Below are 17,164 nucleotides of genomic sequence, written 5' to 3'. Positions count from 1 at the left end.
AGAGAGGCAAATGAGAAAAAAACGTCAAACAAACCGTTAATACATGTCATTGCCATTCAGATTAGCAGCGACTCGGTGACGCACGGTTGCCGTGCGTCATTCCGCGTCAGCTATTCAGGAGGGATTGGGGATGTAGGCGACGCTCTGGTCGGTGCGGCCATGGAACACCTGTTCGCCGCGGGTTGGCGTGGTGCTGATGGCCCGGTGATCGGCGCTCAGGTAGTCGAGTGGCAGCGGATCACCACTGCGGTATTGGGCAACAATGATGGTGTGTTGCGCGTCCCAGTGCTGACCGCTGCTGCGCTCCAGCCAGGCTAATAACGCCGCGCTGTTGCCGGTACGCGGAAAGTCCGCAGTTTCCGGCACGTAGTAGAAGGGCGCACCGCCGGTTTGCAGGTACATCGGGACTTTGTTGTCGACCTCGATCATGACCATACGCCACTGACTCAACGGTGCCTGCTGGCTGGCCTGTTCGCGTACCGTTTCACCGAAGCGGATCACGCCGCCTCCGCTGTTGGTCCACGGATACAACACACCGAGCACGCCGACCATGACCGCCGTGGCGATCGCAAAGCCGACGTGCAAGCCACGCCCTTGAAGGTTGCGCGCGGCCATCCGGCGGGTAATCCACCACGCACCGAGCAGTTGCGCGAACGGCACCAGAGGCAACACGTAATAGCTGCGTCGGCTGCCGCTGGCGGTGAAAAACAGCAGCAACAGGCCGAGACCTTGGATCAGCCAGCGGGTGTCCGGCTCAATGTTTCGCCAGTTTCGCAGCGCCACCCACAGGGCGATGATCCAGCACGGCGCCCACGGCAGGGTGTAGACCGGCAAGTACAACAAATAGGTGTAGATCGGGCCGATGTTGTCGAACGGCTGGAAAAACCGCACGACGTTTTCGCGCAACACCAGTTCCAGACCGCTTTGCCGGTAGTCGGGGGATCCATAAATATGCGAGAGCAGGAACGGCAACCCATAGAACGCCCCGGCGATCAGCAGCGCGGCGCACAGGCGCCGATTGAGATGGCGTTTCCAGCGTCCGTCTTGCAGCAGATGCGGCAACAGCAGTAGCCCCGGCAGGATGAAACCGATCAGGCCCTTGAACAGTGATGTCAGCGCCAACAGGCAAAAAAACACCCCATAGCGCCAGAGCCGGATGTCATCCGGCCCACGCCAATACCACCACACCGCCGCGAGAACACCGCAGACTGTGAGGATGTCGGCCGTCGCGACCCGCGCCCAGAAGACGAAATAGAATGTGGTCGCCAACATCCATCCGGCAATCAGCCCGGTGCCTTTGCGAAACAATTGCTCGCCCAAGAGGTACACCAGCCATACGCTGATCCACGCCGAAATAACCGACGACAAGCGCAATGAGCACGGCCCCAGGCCTCCGGTCAGCCAGGACGTCGCGGTGATCAGCCAGTACGACAGCAATGGTTTGTCGTAGTACGGATCGCCCTTGAGATACGGGTCGAAGTAATCACCGCTTTGCAGCATCTGCAACGCGATATTGGCCCAGCGGGTTTCCGCGCCCCAGAGTTCGCGGCTGCCCAGCCCAAGCAGCAACATCAGCGCAGTCGCTGCGAGAAGAATCCATAACGCCCTGCGTTCTTTGGCCGTTGCGGTCATGGCTGGCGCTTGGCGAAAATGTAGATCTGCAGATTGCCGCGCTGGTAATGCTTGCCGTCAGCCGGCAACAGCTCGATTTCCTGAGCTTCCTGGGTGCTGTTGACGCGCATCACCACCGCCACCGAGCCTTTTTTGCGCGCTTCGGTCATCCATTTGCCGACATCATCCAGACCGACCTTGCGGGCAGCCATGGCCGGATCGTCGAGGCCGTATTTCAGTTCACCGACGGTATTGAACAGATCCACTTGCGGCCGCTTCAGACGCCAGGCCAAGGCCGACGCGGCGCCAAGGTCATTACTCAACAGCGAGGACGCTTCGCTCAAGGCCTGTTGATGCTCGGCAATAAACTGGTCGGGCATCTTGCTGTCGACGATTTGCGCCGGCATTGCGGCGGGCAGCAAGGCGATCAGCAGACCGATGCCGAGCGCCGGCATGGCCCACATCGTCAGCGGCCGCATGACTTGCAGGGCATTGGCGATGATCCAGCCGATCAGCACGATATACACCAGCGACAGGCTGAACATCTCGGTGTTTTCGTAGAGTTCCTTGCTCGCTTGCAGGTAGATCAGCGCAATCAGGGCAACGCTGCCCATTACGGTATTGATCACGCCGTTCAGGCGCAGAACCTGCGTGTTGCGCTGCTCCAGCCAGTTGACCAAGGTGCAGCCCATCAGCAGGGCCAGAGGAAACAGGCACGGCATGATGTAGGTCGGCAGTTTGCCGCTGCTCAGACTGAAAAAGATCAGCGGCAGCACAAACCACAGCGCCAGAAACGCGGTTTTTTCCTCGCGTTTTTCACGCCAGGTACGAATCAGCGTCGACGGCAACAACAGCGCCCATGGCAACGTCGAAGCAAACAGCAACGGCAGATAGAACCACCACGGCCGTGCATGCTGGGCATCATCGCCAGCGGCGAAACGGCGGATGTGTTCATGCCAGAAGAAAAACCGCCAGAAGTCCGGCTCGCGCACGTGTACCGCCAGTGCCCACGGCACGCTGACCAATGCGGCCACCAGCACCGCCACCGGGCCGTAGCGCAGCAGTTCGCTGAAACGGCGTTGCCAGATCATGTAGGGCAGGGCGATCAGCACCGGCAGCAGCAGGGCGAGAAAGCCTTTGGTCATCAGGCCCATGCCGCAAGCCGCGCCGAGCAATGCCCAACTGCCGAGACGGGCCTTGGAGGTGGTGCTGTCGATGGCAAACCACACCGCCACCAGACTGAGGTTGACCCACAAGGTGAACTGCGGATCAAGGTTGGCGTAGCCTGCCTGACCGGCGATCAGGCCAAAACTCATGTACAGCAAGGCACATGCCGCGCTGATCCGCGGGTTGTTCCAGAGCCTGCGTGCCAACAGATAGGCGAGCCAGACGCTGACGCCCGTACTCAACGCCGAAGCAATGCGCACACCGAACAGGTTGTCGCCGAAAATCGCCTGGCCGATGGCGATCATCCAGTACCCGGCAATCGGTTTCTCGAAATAGCGAATGCCCATGAAATGCGGCGCGACCCAGTTGCCGCTCAGCAGCATTTCCTGGCTGATCTGGCCGTAACGGGTTTCGTCGGGAATCCACAAACCGTGGCTCATCAGCGGCAACAGATAAAACAGCACAAACGCCAGGATCAACCCAGGGATCGCCCAGCGTTCGATCAGCGAGGGAGGTTGCATCAAATGACGGGCAGCGTGGCGCAACGGAGGGGTATCGGACGTCATGACTGAGCCTTGGGGCGAATAAATAGTATCTGGCTTAAAACACTAGAAGCCGTGGCGGTTTTTTCATTGTTTATGTGTAACGTCTAATATCTGCCAGAACGGTGTATTGATAATGCCCAGCACTGTAAGTTGTTTCCGGTCATCAATTCGTACAAGTAAGGTACTGCCATACTCGGCGGCAATCGCGTGAGGAAAACCGGTCTGTTTTTCAAAATCACTGATACAGCCGCTGTGCGTGACCAGTACAAGATTCTGCTGCGCCACTTTGCGCGCGACGATGTCATCGCGAAGTGTCGGGCCGCAGGTGGCCAGCCAGTCTTCGGCGCTGGCGTCGTGGCCGAACATGTAATGCGCAGTTTGCGCCGTGCGGGTCAGCGGGCTGCTCAACACCACGGCCTGCTGCATGCCCAGTCTGACGAAGCCTTGACCGACCGCTTGCGCCGCGCGGCTGCCCACTTCGGTGATGCCATCCGCCGGGCCCAGGCAGGTATTGCTCGAACGATCGCAGCGTTCGGTGTGTCGCACCAGCGCAACGACTTCACCGGCCCGCCAGGCTTTTACCCATTGAGCGGTGGTGCTGCGCCCGGCATGATCGAGGTCGGTCGGTGAGCGCGGCCACCAGACAAAACCACTGACCAGAATGGCCAGTGCGATGACACACACGAGTGCAACCCATAGCCGAAAGCGCGGCGTACGCCGGTACCGAAATAAATGTTTCAACTGAAATAATTGCGCCACAATGTTGCCTCTTTAAACGCCGGATAGTTCATTCAGTGCAACGCAAGGCTTGGGCAGCGAGCAACTTTACGACTGTTTACTTGAATGCTGGCTGAACACTACGTTCAAGGTCGTCGGGGCGCGGTGAAGAACATGTGAAAAAATTGCCAGAAGTTACTGCGGGCAAACTAAAGCGCCTATTTGATAAACAAACTCAATTGTTGTTTTTGTTTGTCGAGGGGCCTTAACAAGTCTCCATCGTTGCGGTGAAGCTCAGGCTGTCACGCAACGGCATAGCGCCGGGCTAGCCGGATAAACACTCAGGAGTCGTTCGAACGCATGGATCTCAAGCAAAGCCTGACAAAACGGATCGTGATCGTGTTCGCCCTGATGAGTGCTCTTGTGGCCGGTGTGTTTGCGTTGGGGATCGTCGCCACCGTGCACGTGGTCGAGCGCAAGTTGACCACCACCACGCTAAGCGGAGGTCTACGCCGTTTATTGGCAATGGATGACATCAGTCACTGGAGCCACGCCCCGGAAAAGGGCGAATTGTTTTTTTTCGAGGGCGGCCAGGGGCCGTTGGCACTGACCCGGCAACTGGCGGCGCTGCCCTTGGGCTTTCAGGAAATCACTTTTCACGGTGACGCTTTCTACGCCATGGTCGAAGCCGTTGGCGGGCGCAAATACGTGTTGCTGCGGGATCAGGAAAGCCTCGAACAACGTGAGCATCTGCTGTTTATTGTGGTGATTGTCGGGTTCATCCTCAGCGTGATTCTGGCGATTATTCTGGGCCGCTTGCTGGCGCGACGGGTCATGGCGCCGGTGATTCGTCTGGCTCGCCAGGTGCGCCACCGCGATCAGCTCATTGAGGTGGCGCCGCCGTTGCATCCCCATTACGCCGCTGATGAGGTCGGCGAGCTGGCGCTGTCGTTCGATCAGACGTTGGGACGTCTGCGCGCCACCTTGAGCCGGGAGAAATTGTTCACCAGCGATGTCAGCCATGAACTGCGCACGCCGTTGATGGTGCTGAGCACGTCCTGTGAGTTGCTACTGGCGAATCCGTCGCTTGATGCCCGCTCGACGGCGCAAGTCAGCCGGATTGCCCGGGCCAGCCACGAGATGCGCCAATTGGTCGAAACCTTTCTGATGCTGGCGCGCAAACCCGAAGAAGTCCGCGTGCAGTCCACCTGCACACTGAAGGAAATTGCCGATGCGCAGACAGAGGTGTGGGGCCGCTTGATCCGCGAAAAAGGCCTGGAGTTTGTCTACGATCCGCAGCACGCCGGCGCCGGACGCTTCAACTTGACCTTTCTGCAATCAGTGATGGGCAACCTGTTGCGCAACGCCTGGCATTACACCGACCACGGTTTTGTGCGACTGACCTTGCAGGAAAACAGCTTCGTGGTCGAAGACAGCGGCATCGGTATTCCGGAAGAACAGCGCCATGCGATGTTCCAGCCTTTCGTGCGCGGTGACGAACAGCGCGGCGAAGGGCTCGGCTTGGGGCTTTCGCTGGTGCAGCGGATCTGCAGCCAGCAACAATGGCAGGTGAAACTCACCACCCGTGAGCCGAATGGCTGTCGCTTTACTGTGACGCTGATTCAGGACGCGGGCGGGCAGCCGCGCGGATTGCCGGCAGCCTGACTGATCGCCGCAGCCAGGCGTTTGACGTTGTTCTGCTGGGCCGTCACCAGCTCATCGATGCTCGGGCCTGAAGGTGTTTGCAAGGTCGAGCGGCAGGTCAGCAGGCCACTGTCGGTCGCCCCTGATGGACGCAGACGCCATTTGGCGTCGATCAAGGCGTACTGCCCCGGGATCGAATCGAAGCGCTGCACTTCGATGCGTACCGAGGTAGCGCCCTGGCCGCCGGTATTGCTCAATTGATCGCTCAGCGCACCGCGCAGCTCATCGGCAAGTGTCGCGCCCCACCAATCGGTTTCCAGAATCGCCAGGCCGCTGTTGCCTTGGCGGATAACGATTTGCGCGCGGTCGACCTGTGGCGGAACGCTGAGGGCTTCGATCGGAATCTGCGCGCCGCCGCCCTTGTTACTCAGTTGCACCGGGGTCAGGGTGTGAAAGCTGATCGGGTCGCTGCGGCAGGCGCCCAACAGCAACACGGCAGCGAGCACGGTGATCTTCAGCGGTAAAGCCATTGCGGTAGCTCCTGTGCTCAATTGCGTGGTGGCCCTTTCAGATCCAGCGGGGCGGCGTTATCGGGACGACCGCGAATCAGCGATTCCGGATGTCGGCCCAGGTAATCCGACAGCTCACGCAGCGAGCGCGACATGCGCCCGAGTTCGTCGAGGGTTTCCGTGAGTTTCTCGCGTTGTGGCGAATCTTCGGCCAGGGTCGAGCTAGCGGACTGCAAGGTCTTGCTGACGTCGGCAAGGGTGCTCTGCACGCCCGGCAGGGTCTTAGCGTTGAACTGGCTCAGGCCTTTGCGCAGCTCGACCAGATTGCTGTCGAGGTTACCGGCAATCCGTTCAACCGGCAGTTTGTTGAGCTTGTCGACCATCGCTTCGAGTTTTTCCTGCAACTGTTCGAGGCTGCCCGGAACGGTCGGTAGAACGACCGGACGAGCGCTTGGATCGAACGCGACTTTCTCCGCTTTCGGAAAGAAGTCCAGTGCCACGTACAACTGGCCGGTCAGCAGGTTGCCACTGCGGGCCTGGGCACGCAGGCCATTATCGACGAAAGTGCCCAGCAGGCGGATGCCAGCGGCTTCGTCGTTAGGGTCGTGCTTGAATTCGGTGAGCATCTTTTTGTAGGCCTGACCGAGGCGCTGCGGGTAAATGACGATGCCGACATTAAGCGGGAAAGTGCGTTTTTTCGCATCGAAATCCAGGTTGATGCCCACGACCCGGCCGATTTCCATACCGAGGAACTCGACCGGCGCATCGACCTTGAGTCCGCGCAGCGACTGGTCGAATCGCAGCACCATGTATTGCGCCTTGCCGTTCGGCGGCGCGAGGGCACTCTGCTGGTCGGCGAACAGTTCGAAATCCTTGTCGTCAGCGGCGGCCACATCGTTGGGACTGTAATCCGGAGCGCGGAACGCAATACCGCCCACCAGCATCGTCGACAGCGATTCGGTCTTCACGGCAAAGCCGTTGGCACCGACATTGATGTCGATGCCGCTGGCATTCCAGAAGCGGGTATTTTCAGTGACGAACGCGTCGTTCGGCGCGTGAATGAACACTTCGATATCCACCCCTTTGCCTTCGGGGTTGAGGGCGTAGGTGACGACCTGGCCGACCGGAATCTTGCGGTAATAAACCGGAGAGCCGATGTCCAGTGAACCGAGGTCCGGCGCATGCAGCATGAAGCGCTTGCCGGGTTCGCCGTAGGTGATCGGCGGCGGGTTTTCCAGACCTTTGAAGTGTTTGGCGCGGTTGTCGGCCTGACCGATGTCGGCACCGATGTAGTCACCGGAAAGCAGGGTGTCGATACCCGAAACGCCACCGGCGCCAATGCGCGGGCGAACCACCCAGAACTGTGAGTCTTCGCGCGTGAAGGTTTCCGCCTGTTTGGACAGTTTGATGGTGGCGTCGACACTTTTCTGGTCGTTACTCAACTCGACGTCCGTCACCTGACCGATGACCACGTTGCGGTATTTGACCTCGGTCTTGTTGGCTGTCAGGCCGCTGCCGGTCTTGAAGTTGACGATGATCGTCGGCCCTTCCTGCATCACGTTGTGCACCACCAGCGAGATGCCCACGAGAACCGCCACTATCGGCACGATCCAGACGAGTGAAATGCTGAAACGGCGGGTTTTGACTGGGGCTTGGCCTGGTGCTCGCGGCTCGTCGGTGGCTGACGACTTCATCCATGTCCTCCTCGATTGATTGGGCACTGAGCGTCAGGAACGCCAAAGCACCTCATCAATATAGAAGTGCTTGGCGATAGAGCAAATGTGTATAGCTCACCTGCGCTTGATGATCGTTCCCACGCTCTGCGTGGGAACGCTCAGATCGTGTCAGCGCGGTTTGTGCTGTCAGCCGAGCATTTCCCGCAGGCGATACCAGAACATCCCCAGTGCCAGCAGCGGCGAGCGCAGGGCCGGGCCGCCGGGGAAGGTCATGTGCGGCACGCCGCTGAACACGTCCATGCCTTGGCTGTGACCGGCATGAATCGCCTCGCCGAGCAGTTTCGCGCACCAGTGCGTGACGTTCAGGCCATGGCCGGAATAACCCTGGGCGTAGAACACGTTCGGGTGCTGTTTGAGCCGGCCGACCTGCGGGAAGCGATTGGCGGTGATGCCGATCTTGCCGCCCCACTGGTAATCGATGCGCACGTCCGCCAGTTGCGGGAAGACCTTGAGCATCTTCGGGCGCATGTAAGCGGCGATGTCCGCCGGATCACGCCCGGAATAGTGGCAGGCACCGCCGAACAGCAGGCGCCGGTCCGCCGAGATCCGGTAGTAATCGAGGCCGACTTTCTGGTCGCACACCGCCAGATTGTGCGGGATCAGCTGCGCGGCGCGTTCTTCGGACAACGGTTCAGTGGCGATGATGTAACTGCCGGCGGGCAGGACTTTGCCACTGAGTTGTTGTTCGAGGTCGTCCAGATGCGCGTTGCAGCCGAGCACCAGACTGCCGGCACGCACTGAGCCCTTGGCGCAACGCACCTGAACGGTCGGGCCGTGGATGATTTCCAGCACTTCACTCTGCTCGAAAATTCGCACGCCGAGTGACGCCGCCAGTCGCGCTTCGCCCTGCACCAGATCCAGCGGGTGCAGGTGCCCGGAACCCATGTCGACCAGTCCGCCGGCATAGATGTCGGAATTCACCACTTGCTGGCGGATCTGCTCCGGGCCGATCAGACGGGTTTCGTGGGCATAGCCGAGTTCGGCGAGGTCGACCAATTCATCTTTAAAGGCGTCGAACTGCGCCGGGGTATTGGCCAGATCGCAGAAGCCCCAGCGCAGATCACATTCGATGCCGTTGTCGCCGATGCGCTGACGCACCAGTTCCACGGAATCGATGCCGGCGCGCTGCAAATAACGCACGCCTTCCTGGCCGACATATTTGGCGAAGCCTTCAACTTCATGACCGATCCCGCGAATCAACTGACCGCCGTTGCGCCCGCTGGCGCCCCAGCCGACACGCCGGGCTTCGATCAACACCACCGACAATCCGCGCTGAGCCAGTTCTATGGCGGTGTTGACCCCGGTGAACCCGCCGCCGATCACGCAGACATCGGCGGTCAGGTCAGCGTCCAATACCGGATAAGGTGTGGTCGCCCGCGCCGAAGCAGCGTAGTAGGAGCGAGCGTGTTCCTGGGTGTACTGATTCATTTGTTCGACTTCACTTTGCTCCAGGACCGAGTCATCAGACGCATGATCGCTTGAGGCGGGGTGGTAGAGATGTAGAGCTTGTCGAGGACTTCTTGAGGCGGATACACTTCAGGATTGTTGACCAGCGCCTGATCCATATATTGCTTGGCGGCCGGGTTCGGGTTGGCGTAACCCACCGAAGCGCTGACTTTGGCGATCACTTGCGGATCGAGCAGGTAATTGATGAAGGCGTGGGCTTCTTTGGTGTTGCTCGCATCGGCGGGGATGGCCAACAGATCAAACCAGAGGTTGGCGCCTTCCTTCGGAATGGCGTAAGCGATGTTCACGCCGTTCTTGGCTTCCTTGGCGCGGTTGGCGGCCTGGAATACGTCGCCGGAGTAACCGAAGGCCACGCAGATGTCACCGTTGGCCAGATCCGACACGTATTTCGAGGAATGGAAATAGGTGATGTACGGACGGATGCTGAGCAGCTTCGCTTCAGCCTTTTTATAGTCTTCCGGGTTTTCGCTGCGCGGGTCCAGGCCCATGTAATTGAGCATCGCCGGGAAGACTTCGTCGGCGGAGTCCATCATCGACACGCCGCACTGGGTGAGTTTTTTCAGGTTCTCGGGCTCGAACAGCACGGCCCAGGAATCGATGTGGTCGATGCCCAGCACTTGCTTGACCTTGTCGACGTTGTAGCCGATGCCGTTGGTGCCCCACAGGTACGGCACCGAGTGCTGGTTGCCTGGATCGTTTTTCTCCAACAGCTCGAGCAGTTTCGGGTCGAGGTTTTTCCAGTTCGGCAGTTGCGAACGGTCGAGTTTGAGGAACGCGCCAGCCTTCACCTGACGCGCGAGGAAATGGTTGGACGGCACTACCACGTCATATCCGGTGCGACCGGCGAGGAGTTTGCCTTCGAGGGTTTCGTTGGAGTCGAAAACGTCGTAGATCACCTTGATCCCGGATTTGCTCTGGAAGTCGGCGAGGGTGGTTTCGCCGATGTAATCGGTCCAGTTGTAGACGCTGACCGTCGGCTGGGCGTGAGCTACAGCGCTAAACAGCACGCTCAGGGCAACCGGGAGTACGGATTTCAACAGACGCATTTCGACACCTCTTTTTCGAATGATCGTTCCCACGCTCTGCGTGGGAATGCCTCAACGGACGCTCCGCGTTCGGCTTTGGATGGGACGCGGAGCGTCCCGGGCTGCATTCCCACGCAGAGCGTGGGAACGATCGATTGTTGGATTTTTCAGGTGGTTCGCTATTCCCCTTGTGGGAGCGAGCCTGCTCGCGAAAGCGGTGGGTCAGGCAACATCAATGGTGACTGTGCTGACGCCTTCGCGAGCACGCTCGCTCCCACAGGGGTAAGTGTTGTGTTTCAGACGCTCAGCATCAGGAACTCACGCTCCCACGAGCTGATCACGCGCTTGAAGTTTTCATGCTCGGCACGTTTCACCGCGACGTAGCCACGGACAAACTTGTCGCCCAGGTACTGCGCAACGGCCTCGCACTCTTCCATTTGCGTCAGCGCTTCCTCGATGGTGATCGGCAGGCGCAGGTTGCGGCGCTCGTAAGCACGGCCATGGACCGCAGCGCTCGGTTCGATGCCTTCAACCATGCCGATGTAACCGCAGAGCAAACTCGCGGCAATCGCCAGGTACGGGTTGGCATCAGCGCCCGGCAAGCGGTTTTCCACGCGCATGGCTTCCGGGCTTGAAGTCGGCACGCGCAGGCCGACGGTGCGGTTTTCTTCGCCCCATTCGACGTTGACCGGCGCCGAGGTGTCCGGCAGGAAGCGGCGGAACGAGTTGACGTTTGGGGCGAACATCGGCAGCACTTTCGGGATGTACTTCTGCAAACCGCCGATGTAGTGCAGAAACAGTTCGCTCATCTGCCCGTCAGCGTTAGCAAAGATCGGTTTGCCCGTGGCAATGTCCACCACGCTCTGGTGAATGTGCATGGCGCTGCCCGGCTCGTCGCCGATCGGCTTGGCCATGAAGGTCGCCGCAACGTTGTGCTTGAGTGCGGCCTCACGCATGGTGCGCTTGAACACGGTGATCTGGTCCGCCAGATCGAGGGCGTCGCCGTGACGGAAGTTGATTTCCATCTGCGCCGGGCCGTCTTCGTGGATCAGCGTGTCGAGGTCCAGGCCTTGCAGTTCGCACCAGTCGTAGACGTCTTCGAACAACGGATCGAATTCGTTGGCGGCATCGATGGAGAACGACTGCCGACCGCTTTCAGCACGGCCCGAGCGGCCGAGTGGTGCCTTCAGCGGCAAGTCCGGGTCTTCGCAGCGTTGGGTCAGGTAGAACTCCATTTCCGGCGCCACAATCGGCTTCCAGCCTTTGTCGGTGTACAGCTGCAAGACTTTCTTCAACACGTTGCGCGGCGACAGTTCGATCGGGTTGCCGAACTTGTCGAAGGTGTCGTGGATGACGATGGCGGTCGGCTCGATCGCCCATGGAATCACGTAAACCGCGTCAGCCACTGGCTTGCAGACCATGTCGATATCGGCAGGATCGAGCAGGTCGTAGTAGATGTCGTCGTCGACAAAATCCCCGGTTACCGTTTGCAGCAGCACACTTTCCGGCAGGCGCATGCCTCGCTCATGCAGGAACTTGTTGGTCGGTGCGATCTTGCCGCGGGCAATGCCGGTCAGGTCGCTGACCACACATTCGACTTCGGTAATCTTGTGATCTTTCAGCCACGTGAACAGCTGATCGAAAGGGGCATTCATAAAGACCTCGTTATTGGTTTTATAGACGCCGGGGAGGGCGGGTTTCATCTTCCGCCCCTTCCCCTGTGGCGCGTTGACGACTATCTTGGGCGAGCCTTGCAGTTCCATCTATCCACTTTAAGCAGCACCAAAGCGCACCAAAAGAGTGCGCAAGGTCACCCCATGACAACGTGCAATTCGCTCCAGGTTCAAGCGTTCAACACCGCCGATGTGGCCGAGCAAGTCCGCGCCACACCGGGCTGGGTCCAGCATTACCAACAGATGTCGCCGGGCCATTTCGCCGGGCAGATCCGTTATCTGGATCTGCAGGGTGTCGAGGTCTACGAAGAGCAGATGAACACCCGCGTCGAGCAGAATTTCAGCGCGCCATCGGGTGCTTTGGCGTTCTGTTTCGATCGCAGCGACAACGCGCTGTATCTGCTCAATGAAGAGAGCCGCAACATCTGGATCACCCCGGAGAACTACCAGGAAATCGCCGTGGTGTTCGGTCCGGAATTTGTCCGCCAGCACGGTCTGAATGTGGCGAAACTCGAAGGGTTGTTCATGACGCAACTCAATTGCGGACAGAACGCTTTGTTCAGTCGCTGGTTAAGCTCAACTCTCACGAAGGTTTCACAAGCCGTTGATCTGCTTGATAAAGAGTCTTTGACGCAGCAGCTACTTGAAGACTGTCTGTTCATCCTCGACAACGCTCACACCAGCCTCGATCGCGGCGGATTACAGCGGCGTAGCGAAGAGCGGATGATCATGAAACGGGTGGGGGAGTGGGCGGCGGATTCGCCGGAAGACACCGTCAATCTGCTTGAGTTGTCACACGTGGCAGGCGTGCCGTTGCGCCAATTGCAGCAGGCATTCAAGGCCTACACCGGGATGACCCCGAGTCACTGGCTGCGCCTGCGCCGGTTGAACAGTGCACACCGCGAATTGCTCAAGCGCCGGCCGACGGAGACCACCGTGGCCGAGGTCGCGATGCGCTGGTCGTTCTGGCATTTGGGAAGGTTTTCCAGCAGTTACCGGGCGTTGTTCAAGGAGTTGCCGAGCGAGACCTTGAAGCGCTCATGAAAGCTGTCGCGGTTAAAAAGGCTTTGTGTCAGCGCTGAAGTTAAATAGAATCACTCTCATTTGAAACTGACTTCGCGCAGGACTTTTGAGATGACTGAAGCAGCGACGCCATCGCCGCAGCACCTGCACGAACTGTATCGCGATCACCGAGGCTGGCTGGAAACCTGGCTGCGCCGGCGCATGGGCAATGCCTGGGATGCGGCGGACCTGAGCCAGGACACGTTCTTGCGCGTGCTGTGCAGCGCTCAGCCGATTGCCGACATGCGTGAACCGCGCGCGTACTTGCTGACCGTGGGCAAACGCCTGCTGAGCAATTTCTACACCCGCCGCAGTCTGGAAAAAGCCTACCTCGAAGCCTTGGCGCAGTTGCCGGAGGAGTGCGTGCCGTCGCCCGAACAACGTTGGCTGCTGCTGGAAACCCTGCAAGCGCTGGATGAACTGCTCGATGGTTTGCCCCGGGCTGTGCGCCGGGCGTTTTTGTGGAGTCAGCTTGAAGGCCTCGGTTACCGCGAAATCGCCGAGCGCTTGCAGGTCTCAGAACGCACAATAAAACGTTATATGGCGCAGGCTTACGAGCATTGCTTGATGTTGGATCTATGATGCGTATCGCGCCCAGCAACGAAGCGCGCGAAGTCGCCCGTGCCGCCGCACAGTGGTTGGCATTGCTCGAATCTGGCGAGGCCAGTGAAGCCGATCACGTGCGACTGAAGCACTGGCGCGACAGCGATAGCCGCCATGAAAACGCCTGGCAGAAGCTTCAATCGTTGCGTCAGCGCTTTTCCAGTCTGCCAGCAGAATTGGCCATGGCAACACTCGATCGCCCGGATCTGGCGCGGCGGGCAGCATTGAAAAGGGCGCTGGGGCTGGCGGCTTTGGTGCCTACGGCGTGGTTGATCAGTCGCCAGTTGCCGCTCGACGTCTGGCGCGCGGATTTGCAGACTTCCACCGGAGAGCACACGCGAACACGGCTGGCCGACGGCAGCACCTTGCAACTGAACACCGCCAGTGCGGTGAACGTCGATCTGGCCAGCCGTCAATTGACGTTGGTGCGCGGCGAAATGGCGCTCAACGTTCCGGGTAGCACGGCGTTGACGGTCAACGCGCCGTACGGTCGGATCGTTGTCAGCCGCAGCGAAATCTGCGTGCGCCTCAACCAGCGTGACTGCAACGTGTCGGTGGTCAGCGGCTCGGTGCAATTGCAGCCGTTGCGCGGGCCGGCACTTTGGTTGAGCGCCGGGCAACAGGTCAATCTGCACGCTTCCGGCGCCGGGCCGGTCGCGCTGTTCGACGCCAAAATGCCGGGCTGGCGTGACGGTGTGTTGATGGCGCAAAACCAGCCGCTGGGGGACTTTCTTCGCGAGTTGAGCCGTTATCGCTCGGGGCTTCTGCGCTGGGAGCCGGCACTTGAGCGTCTACGTGTCACCGGCAGTTTCCGCCTCGACGACACCGATAAAGTGCTGGCGCTGCTGGCGGCGAGCCTGCCGTTGGAGGTGCATTCGCGCACGCGTTTCTGGGTAACGCTGGCGCCGCGAAAAAATTTCGTCTGAAGCCTGTCCCTTTTTTTCGCCTCGCTGGTCATTCCAGGCAAGTGAACAAATCGAGAGCGTCTTCCAATGCCCGCAGTATTTCCAAGTCGTTTGCGTCCGTTGTTGCAGTTGAGCCTTTTGCTGAGCCTGAGTGCCAGCCCCGTGTTGATCCAGACCAGTTGGGCCGAAGACGCCCGGCGCAGTTATCAGGTACCGGCCGGCAGCCTGAGTGCCGCGCTGACGCGGTTTGCCGGGTTGGCCGGGGTCAATCTGTCGGTGGATCCGGCGCTGGTCAGCGGGCGCAACAGCAATGGTTTGTCCGGCGAGTTTGGCGTGGAGGAGGGGTTCACCCGGTTGTTGCTCGGCTCTGGTTTGCAACTGCAACCGCTGGGTGAGCACGCTTACACCCTGGTGCCCGCAGCGGAGGCCGGAAGCCTGCAACTGGCGCCGACTTCGATCCTCGGCGCCAGCGATTCGACAGGCGCTGATGTCTTTGCCGGAGGCCAGGTTGCGCGGCGCGGCTCGCAGGGTTTGCTGGGGTCGAAAGACTTCATGGAAACCCCGTTCAGCATGACCACCTACACCAGCGAGACGGTGAAAAACCAACAGGCGCGCACGCTGGGCGATCTGATTGCAAGCGACCCGTCGGTGCGCGCGACCAATCCGGCCGGTGGTCGTTACGAGCAATTCACCATCCGTGGTTTCAGTCTGTTCAACAGCGACGTGGCCTATAACGGCCTCTACGGTGTTTTGCCGACTTACACGATCGACATGGAAATGGCCGATCGCGTCGACATTCTCAAAGGCCCGAGTCAGCTCATCAACGGCATCTCGCCACGGGGTAGCGTGGGCGGGGGCATCAACGTGGTGCCCAAGCGTGCCACCGACAAACCAATCACCTCGCTGACGGCCAATTATGCGTCGAACAATCAGGTTGGCGGCGCGGTGGATGTCGGCCGGCGGTTCGGTGAGGACAATCAGTTCGGCTTGCGTTTCAACGGCGTCAAGCAGTCCGGTGATACCGAGTGGGATCATCAAAGTGTCGACCGCGACATGGCCGTGCTCGGCCTGGATTTTCGCGGTGAGCGGCTAAGGCTTTCGACCGATATCGGCCACACCGAACGCGATACCGACGCGCCGCAGGAGCGCGTGCAGGTCGCCGCCAATGCCAAGGTTCCGAGCGCGAACAAGGTGCATCGCAACTACGCGCAACCGTGGACTCAGGCGAAAACCGAGGACACCTTCGGCACGCTCAACGCTGAGTTTGATGTCAGTGATTCGGTGATGGTCTACGGCGGTGTCGGTGCTCGCAAAAGCAATCATGACTTCCTTCGGCATGCGGTTTCCGTGACCAACGATGCCGGTGATTTCAGCGTTCAACCGCGTGATTTCACCCGCGACGAGAATGTCCGTACCGCAACGGCCGGCGTGCGCAACTGGTTCCATACCGGGCCGGTGAGCCATGAAGTCAATCTGGCGGCCAGCTACTTTTATATGGATTTCGAGAACGGCGGCGCGCGTTACGCGGCCGGTCGCAGCAACCTGTACGACCCGGTGCAAACCGCGAAACCCGGCACGCCGACGCGCTATGACGCCAAGGTCTACACGGAAAACCGCTTCAGCGGCGTGGCGTTATCCGACACGCTGGGCTTTTTCGATGATCGATTGCTGCTGACCCTCGGCGCTCGCTGGCAACGAGTGAAAGTCGATGACTGGAGCGATGACGTCAAAGGCGACACGGCTTACGACGAAGAAAAGGTCTCGCCCTCGGGCGGCATTCTGTTCAAGGCGACTGACAAGCTGTCGCTCTACGCCAACTACATGGAAGGCCTGAGCCAGGGCAAGATCGCGCCGTCAACGTCAGTGAACGAAGACGAAATCTTCCCGCCGTTTATCAGCCGTCAGGTCGAGATCGGTGCCAAGTACGACGCCGGTTCGTATGCTTTAACGGCAGCAGTATTCAGGATCAAGCAACCCGCCTATGAAACCAACGCCACGACCCGGGTCTTCGGCCCGAACGGCAAACGACAGAACAACGGCGTGGAGCTGAGCATGTTTGGCGAACCGCTCAAAGGCCTTCGGTTGCTCGGCGGCGTGATGTACATCGACAGCGAGCTGACCCACACCACCAACGGCACGTTCGACGGCAATCGCGCGCCGGCCACGCCGAAATACAACGTCAATCTCGGCGCCGAGTGGGACGTGCCGACGGTGCAGGGCCTGACGTTGAGCGGGCGCGGCATTTATTCCAGCTCGCAGTATCTGGATCAGTCGAACAACAAGGAAATCGACTCCTGGGAGCGCTTTGACGTGGGTACGCGGTACGCCTTCAAGGTCGATGAGAAAACCATCACCCTGCGCGCCAACGTCGAGAACGTGCTGGATAAACGCTACTGGAGTTCAGCAGGCGCTTCGGATGACAGTGAACCGGGGTTGACGTTGTCGACACCGAGAACTTATCTGCTTTCAGCGACGGTGGATTTCTGATTCCACTCGGAAA

The 17,164-nt window shown here is 59.8% G+C and carries 13 protein-coding genes; 5 read left to right on the top strand and 8 right to left on the bottom strand.

All coding sequences use genetic code 11. The annotated features are described in order from the left end of the window. Nucleotides 1-114: 114 nt before the first annotated feature. The 3 genes from BMY54_RS12205 to BMY54_RS12195 form a co-directional block, all read right to left on the bottom strand. Nucleotides 115-1,632 carry an ArnT family glycosyltransferase gene (locus tag BMY54_RS12205; protein ID WP_093432683.1) on the bottom strand — a complete coding sequence of 506 codons (1,518 nt, stop codon included), beginning with the start codon at nt 1,630-1,632 and terminating at the stop codon, nt 115-117. Further along, complete coding sequence (gene arnT / locus BMY54_RS12200; RefSeq protein ID WP_093432680.1) at nt 1,629-3,344, bottom strand: lipid IV(A) 4-amino-4-deoxy-L-arabinosyltransferase; 1,716 nt, start codon at nt 3,342-3,344, stop codon at nt 1,629-1,631. The genes BMY54_RS12205 and arnT overlap by 4 nt, the downstream gene beginning before the upstream one ends. 63 nt (nt 3,345-3,407) lie before the next feature. Beyond that, complete coding sequence (locus BMY54_RS12195; protein WP_016985302.1) at nt 3,408-4,007, bottom strand: lipopolysaccharide core heptose(II)-phosphate phosphatase PmrG; 600 nt, start codon at nt 4,005-4,007, stop codon at nt 3,408-3,410. A gap of 393 nt (nt 4,008-4,400) precedes the next feature. Here BMY54_RS12195 and BMY54_RS12190 point away from each other — a divergent pair, with 393 nt between their 5' ends. Continuing rightward, nucleotides 4,401-5,705 carry a sensor histidine kinase gene (locus BMY54_RS12190; protein ID WP_093432678.1) on the top strand — a complete coding sequence of 435 codons (1,305 nt, stop codon included), beginning with the start codon at nt 4,401-4,403 and terminating at the stop codon, nt 5,703-5,705. On the opposite strand, the gene BMY54_RS12185 is transcribed toward BMY54_RS12190, so the two are convergent. The 5 genes from BMY54_RS12185 to BMY54_RS12165 all read right to left on the bottom strand — a co-directional run bounded on the left by BMY54_RS12185 (nt 5,663) and on the right by BMY54_RS12165 (nt 12,076). Beyond that, nucleotides 5,663-6,214, bottom strand: a complete 552-nt coding sequence (locus BMY54_RS12185) for a PqiC family protein (protein WP_093432675.1) — start codon at nt 6,212-6,214, stop codon at nt 5,663-5,665. The genes BMY54_RS12190 and BMY54_RS12185 overlap by 43 nt on opposite strands. 17 nt (nt 6,215-6,231) lie before the next feature. Then, the gene (locus BMY54_RS12180; RefSeq protein WP_093432672.1) at nt 6,232-7,887 is read right to left on the bottom strand and encodes a PqiB family protein; all 1,656 of its coding nucleotides are present in this window, start codon (nt 7,885-7,887) and stop codon (nt 6,232-6,234) included. Nucleotides 7,888-8,055: 168 nt separating this feature from the next. Next, entirely contained in the window at nt 8,056-9,357 is a 1,302-nt protein-coding gene (locus BMY54_RS12175; RefSeq protein WP_093432669.1) for an NAD(P)/FAD-dependent oxidoreductase, read from the bottom strand. Continuing rightward, the gene (locus BMY54_RS12170) at nt 9,354-10,442 is read right to left on the bottom strand and encodes a polyamine ABC transporter substrate-binding protein (RefSeq protein ID WP_093432666.1); all 1,089 of its coding nucleotides are present in this window, start codon (nt 10,440-10,442) and stop codon (nt 9,354-9,356) included. Before BMY54_RS12170 ends, BMY54_RS12175 begins: the two co-directional genes overlap by 4 nt. Nucleotides 10,443-10,717: 275 nt before the next feature. Then, complete coding sequence (locus BMY54_RS12165; RefSeq protein ID WP_016984752.1) at nt 10,718-12,076, bottom strand: glutamine synthetase family protein; 1,359 nt, start codon at nt 12,074-12,076, stop codon at nt 10,718-10,720. 162 nt (nt 12,077-12,238) lie between these two features. Here BMY54_RS12165 and BMY54_RS12160 point away from each other — a divergent pair, with 162 nt between their 5' ends. The 4 genes from BMY54_RS12160 to BMY54_RS12145 all read left to right on the top strand — a co-directional run bounded on the left by BMY54_RS12160 (nt 12,239) and on the right by BMY54_RS12145 (nt 17,151). Beyond that, complete coding sequence (locus BMY54_RS12160; RefSeq protein ID WP_093432663.1) at nt 12,239-13,138, top strand: helix-turn-helix domain-containing protein; 900 nt, start codon at nt 12,239-12,241, stop codon at nt 13,136-13,138. Nucleotides 13,139-13,228: 90 nt separating this feature from the next. After that, nucleotides 13,229-13,738 carry a sigma-70 family RNA polymerase sigma factor gene (locus BMY54_RS12155; protein WP_093432660.1) on the top strand — a complete coding sequence of 170 codons (510 nt, stop codon included), beginning with the start codon at nt 13,229-13,231 and terminating at the stop codon, nt 13,736-13,738. Beyond that, nucleotides 13,738-14,685, top strand: a complete 948-nt coding sequence (locus tag BMY54_RS12150) for a FecR domain-containing protein (protein ID WP_093432657.1) — start codon at nt 13,738-13,740, stop codon at nt 14,683-14,685. The genes BMY54_RS12155 and BMY54_RS12150 overlap by 1 nt, the downstream gene beginning before the upstream one ends. Nucleotides 14,686-14,751: 66 nt before the next feature. Further along, nucleotides 14,752-17,151: a TonB-dependent receptor gene (locus BMY54_RS12145; RefSeq protein ID WP_093432653.1), complete on the top strand. Its 2,400-nt coding sequence runs from the start codon at nt 14,752-14,754 to the stop codon at nt 17,149-17,151. Nucleotides 17,152-17,164 lie beyond the last annotated feature (13 nt).

Origin of the sequence: Pseudomonas sp. ok266, from assembly GCF_900110195.1 — a bacterium.
GTDB classification, from domain to species: domain Bacteria; phylum Pseudomonadota; class Gammaproteobacteria; order Pseudomonadales; family Pseudomonadaceae; genus Aquipseudomonas; species Aquipseudomonas neuropathica.
Note: the sequence above shows the minus strand (reverse complement) of the source record. Positions and strands in the feature narration are given on the sequence as shown.

Excerpts from the sequence above, each read along its gene's own strand:
- BMY54_RS12205 (WP_093432683.1), bottom strand. The coding sequence starts at position 1,632 with ATGACCGCAACGGCCAAAGAACGCAGGGCGTTATGGATTCTTCTCGCA.
- arnT (WP_093432680.1), bottom strand. The coding sequence starts at position 3,344 with ATGACGTCCGATACCCCTCCGTTGCGCCACGCTGCCCGTCATTTGATG.
- BMY54_RS12190 (WP_093432678.1), top strand. The coding sequence starts at position 4,401 with ATGGATCTCAAGCAAAGCCTGACAAAACGGATCGTGATCGTGTTCGCC.
- BMY54_RS12185 (WP_093432675.1), bottom strand. The coding sequence starts at position 6,214 with ATGGCTTTACCGCTGAAGATCACCGTGCTCGCTGCCGTGTTGCTGTTG.
- BMY54_RS12180 (WP_093432672.1), bottom strand. The coding sequence starts at position 7,887 with ATGAAGTCGTCAGCCACCGACGAGCCGCGAGCACCAGGCCAAGCCCCA.
- BMY54_RS12175 (WP_093432669.1), bottom strand. The coding sequence starts at position 9,357 with ATGAATCAGTACACCCAGGAACACGCTCGCTCCTACTACGCTGCTTCG.
- BMY54_RS12170 (WP_093432666.1), bottom strand. The coding sequence starts at position 10,442 with ATGCGTCTGTTGAAATCCGTACTCCCGGTTGCCCTGAGCGTGCTGTTT.
- BMY54_RS12165 (WP_016984752.1), bottom strand. The coding sequence starts at position 12,076 with ATGAATGCCCCTTTCGATCAGCTGTTCACGTGGCTGAAAGATCACAAG.
- BMY54_RS12160 (WP_093432663.1), top strand. The coding sequence starts at position 12,239 with ATGACAACGTGCAATTCGCTCCAGGTTCAAGCGTTCAACACCGCCGAT.
- BMY54_RS12155 (WP_093432660.1), top strand. The coding sequence starts at position 13,229 with ATGACTGAAGCAGCGACGCCATCGCCGCAGCACCTGCACGAACTGTAT.
- BMY54_RS12150 (WP_093432657.1), top strand. The coding sequence starts at position 13,738 with ATGCGTATCGCGCCCAGCAACGAAGCGCGCGAAGTCGCCCGTGCCGCC.
- BMY54_RS12145 (WP_093432653.1), top strand. The coding sequence starts at position 14,752 with ATGCCCGCAGTATTTCCAAGTCGTTTGCGTCCGTTGTTGCAGTTGAGC.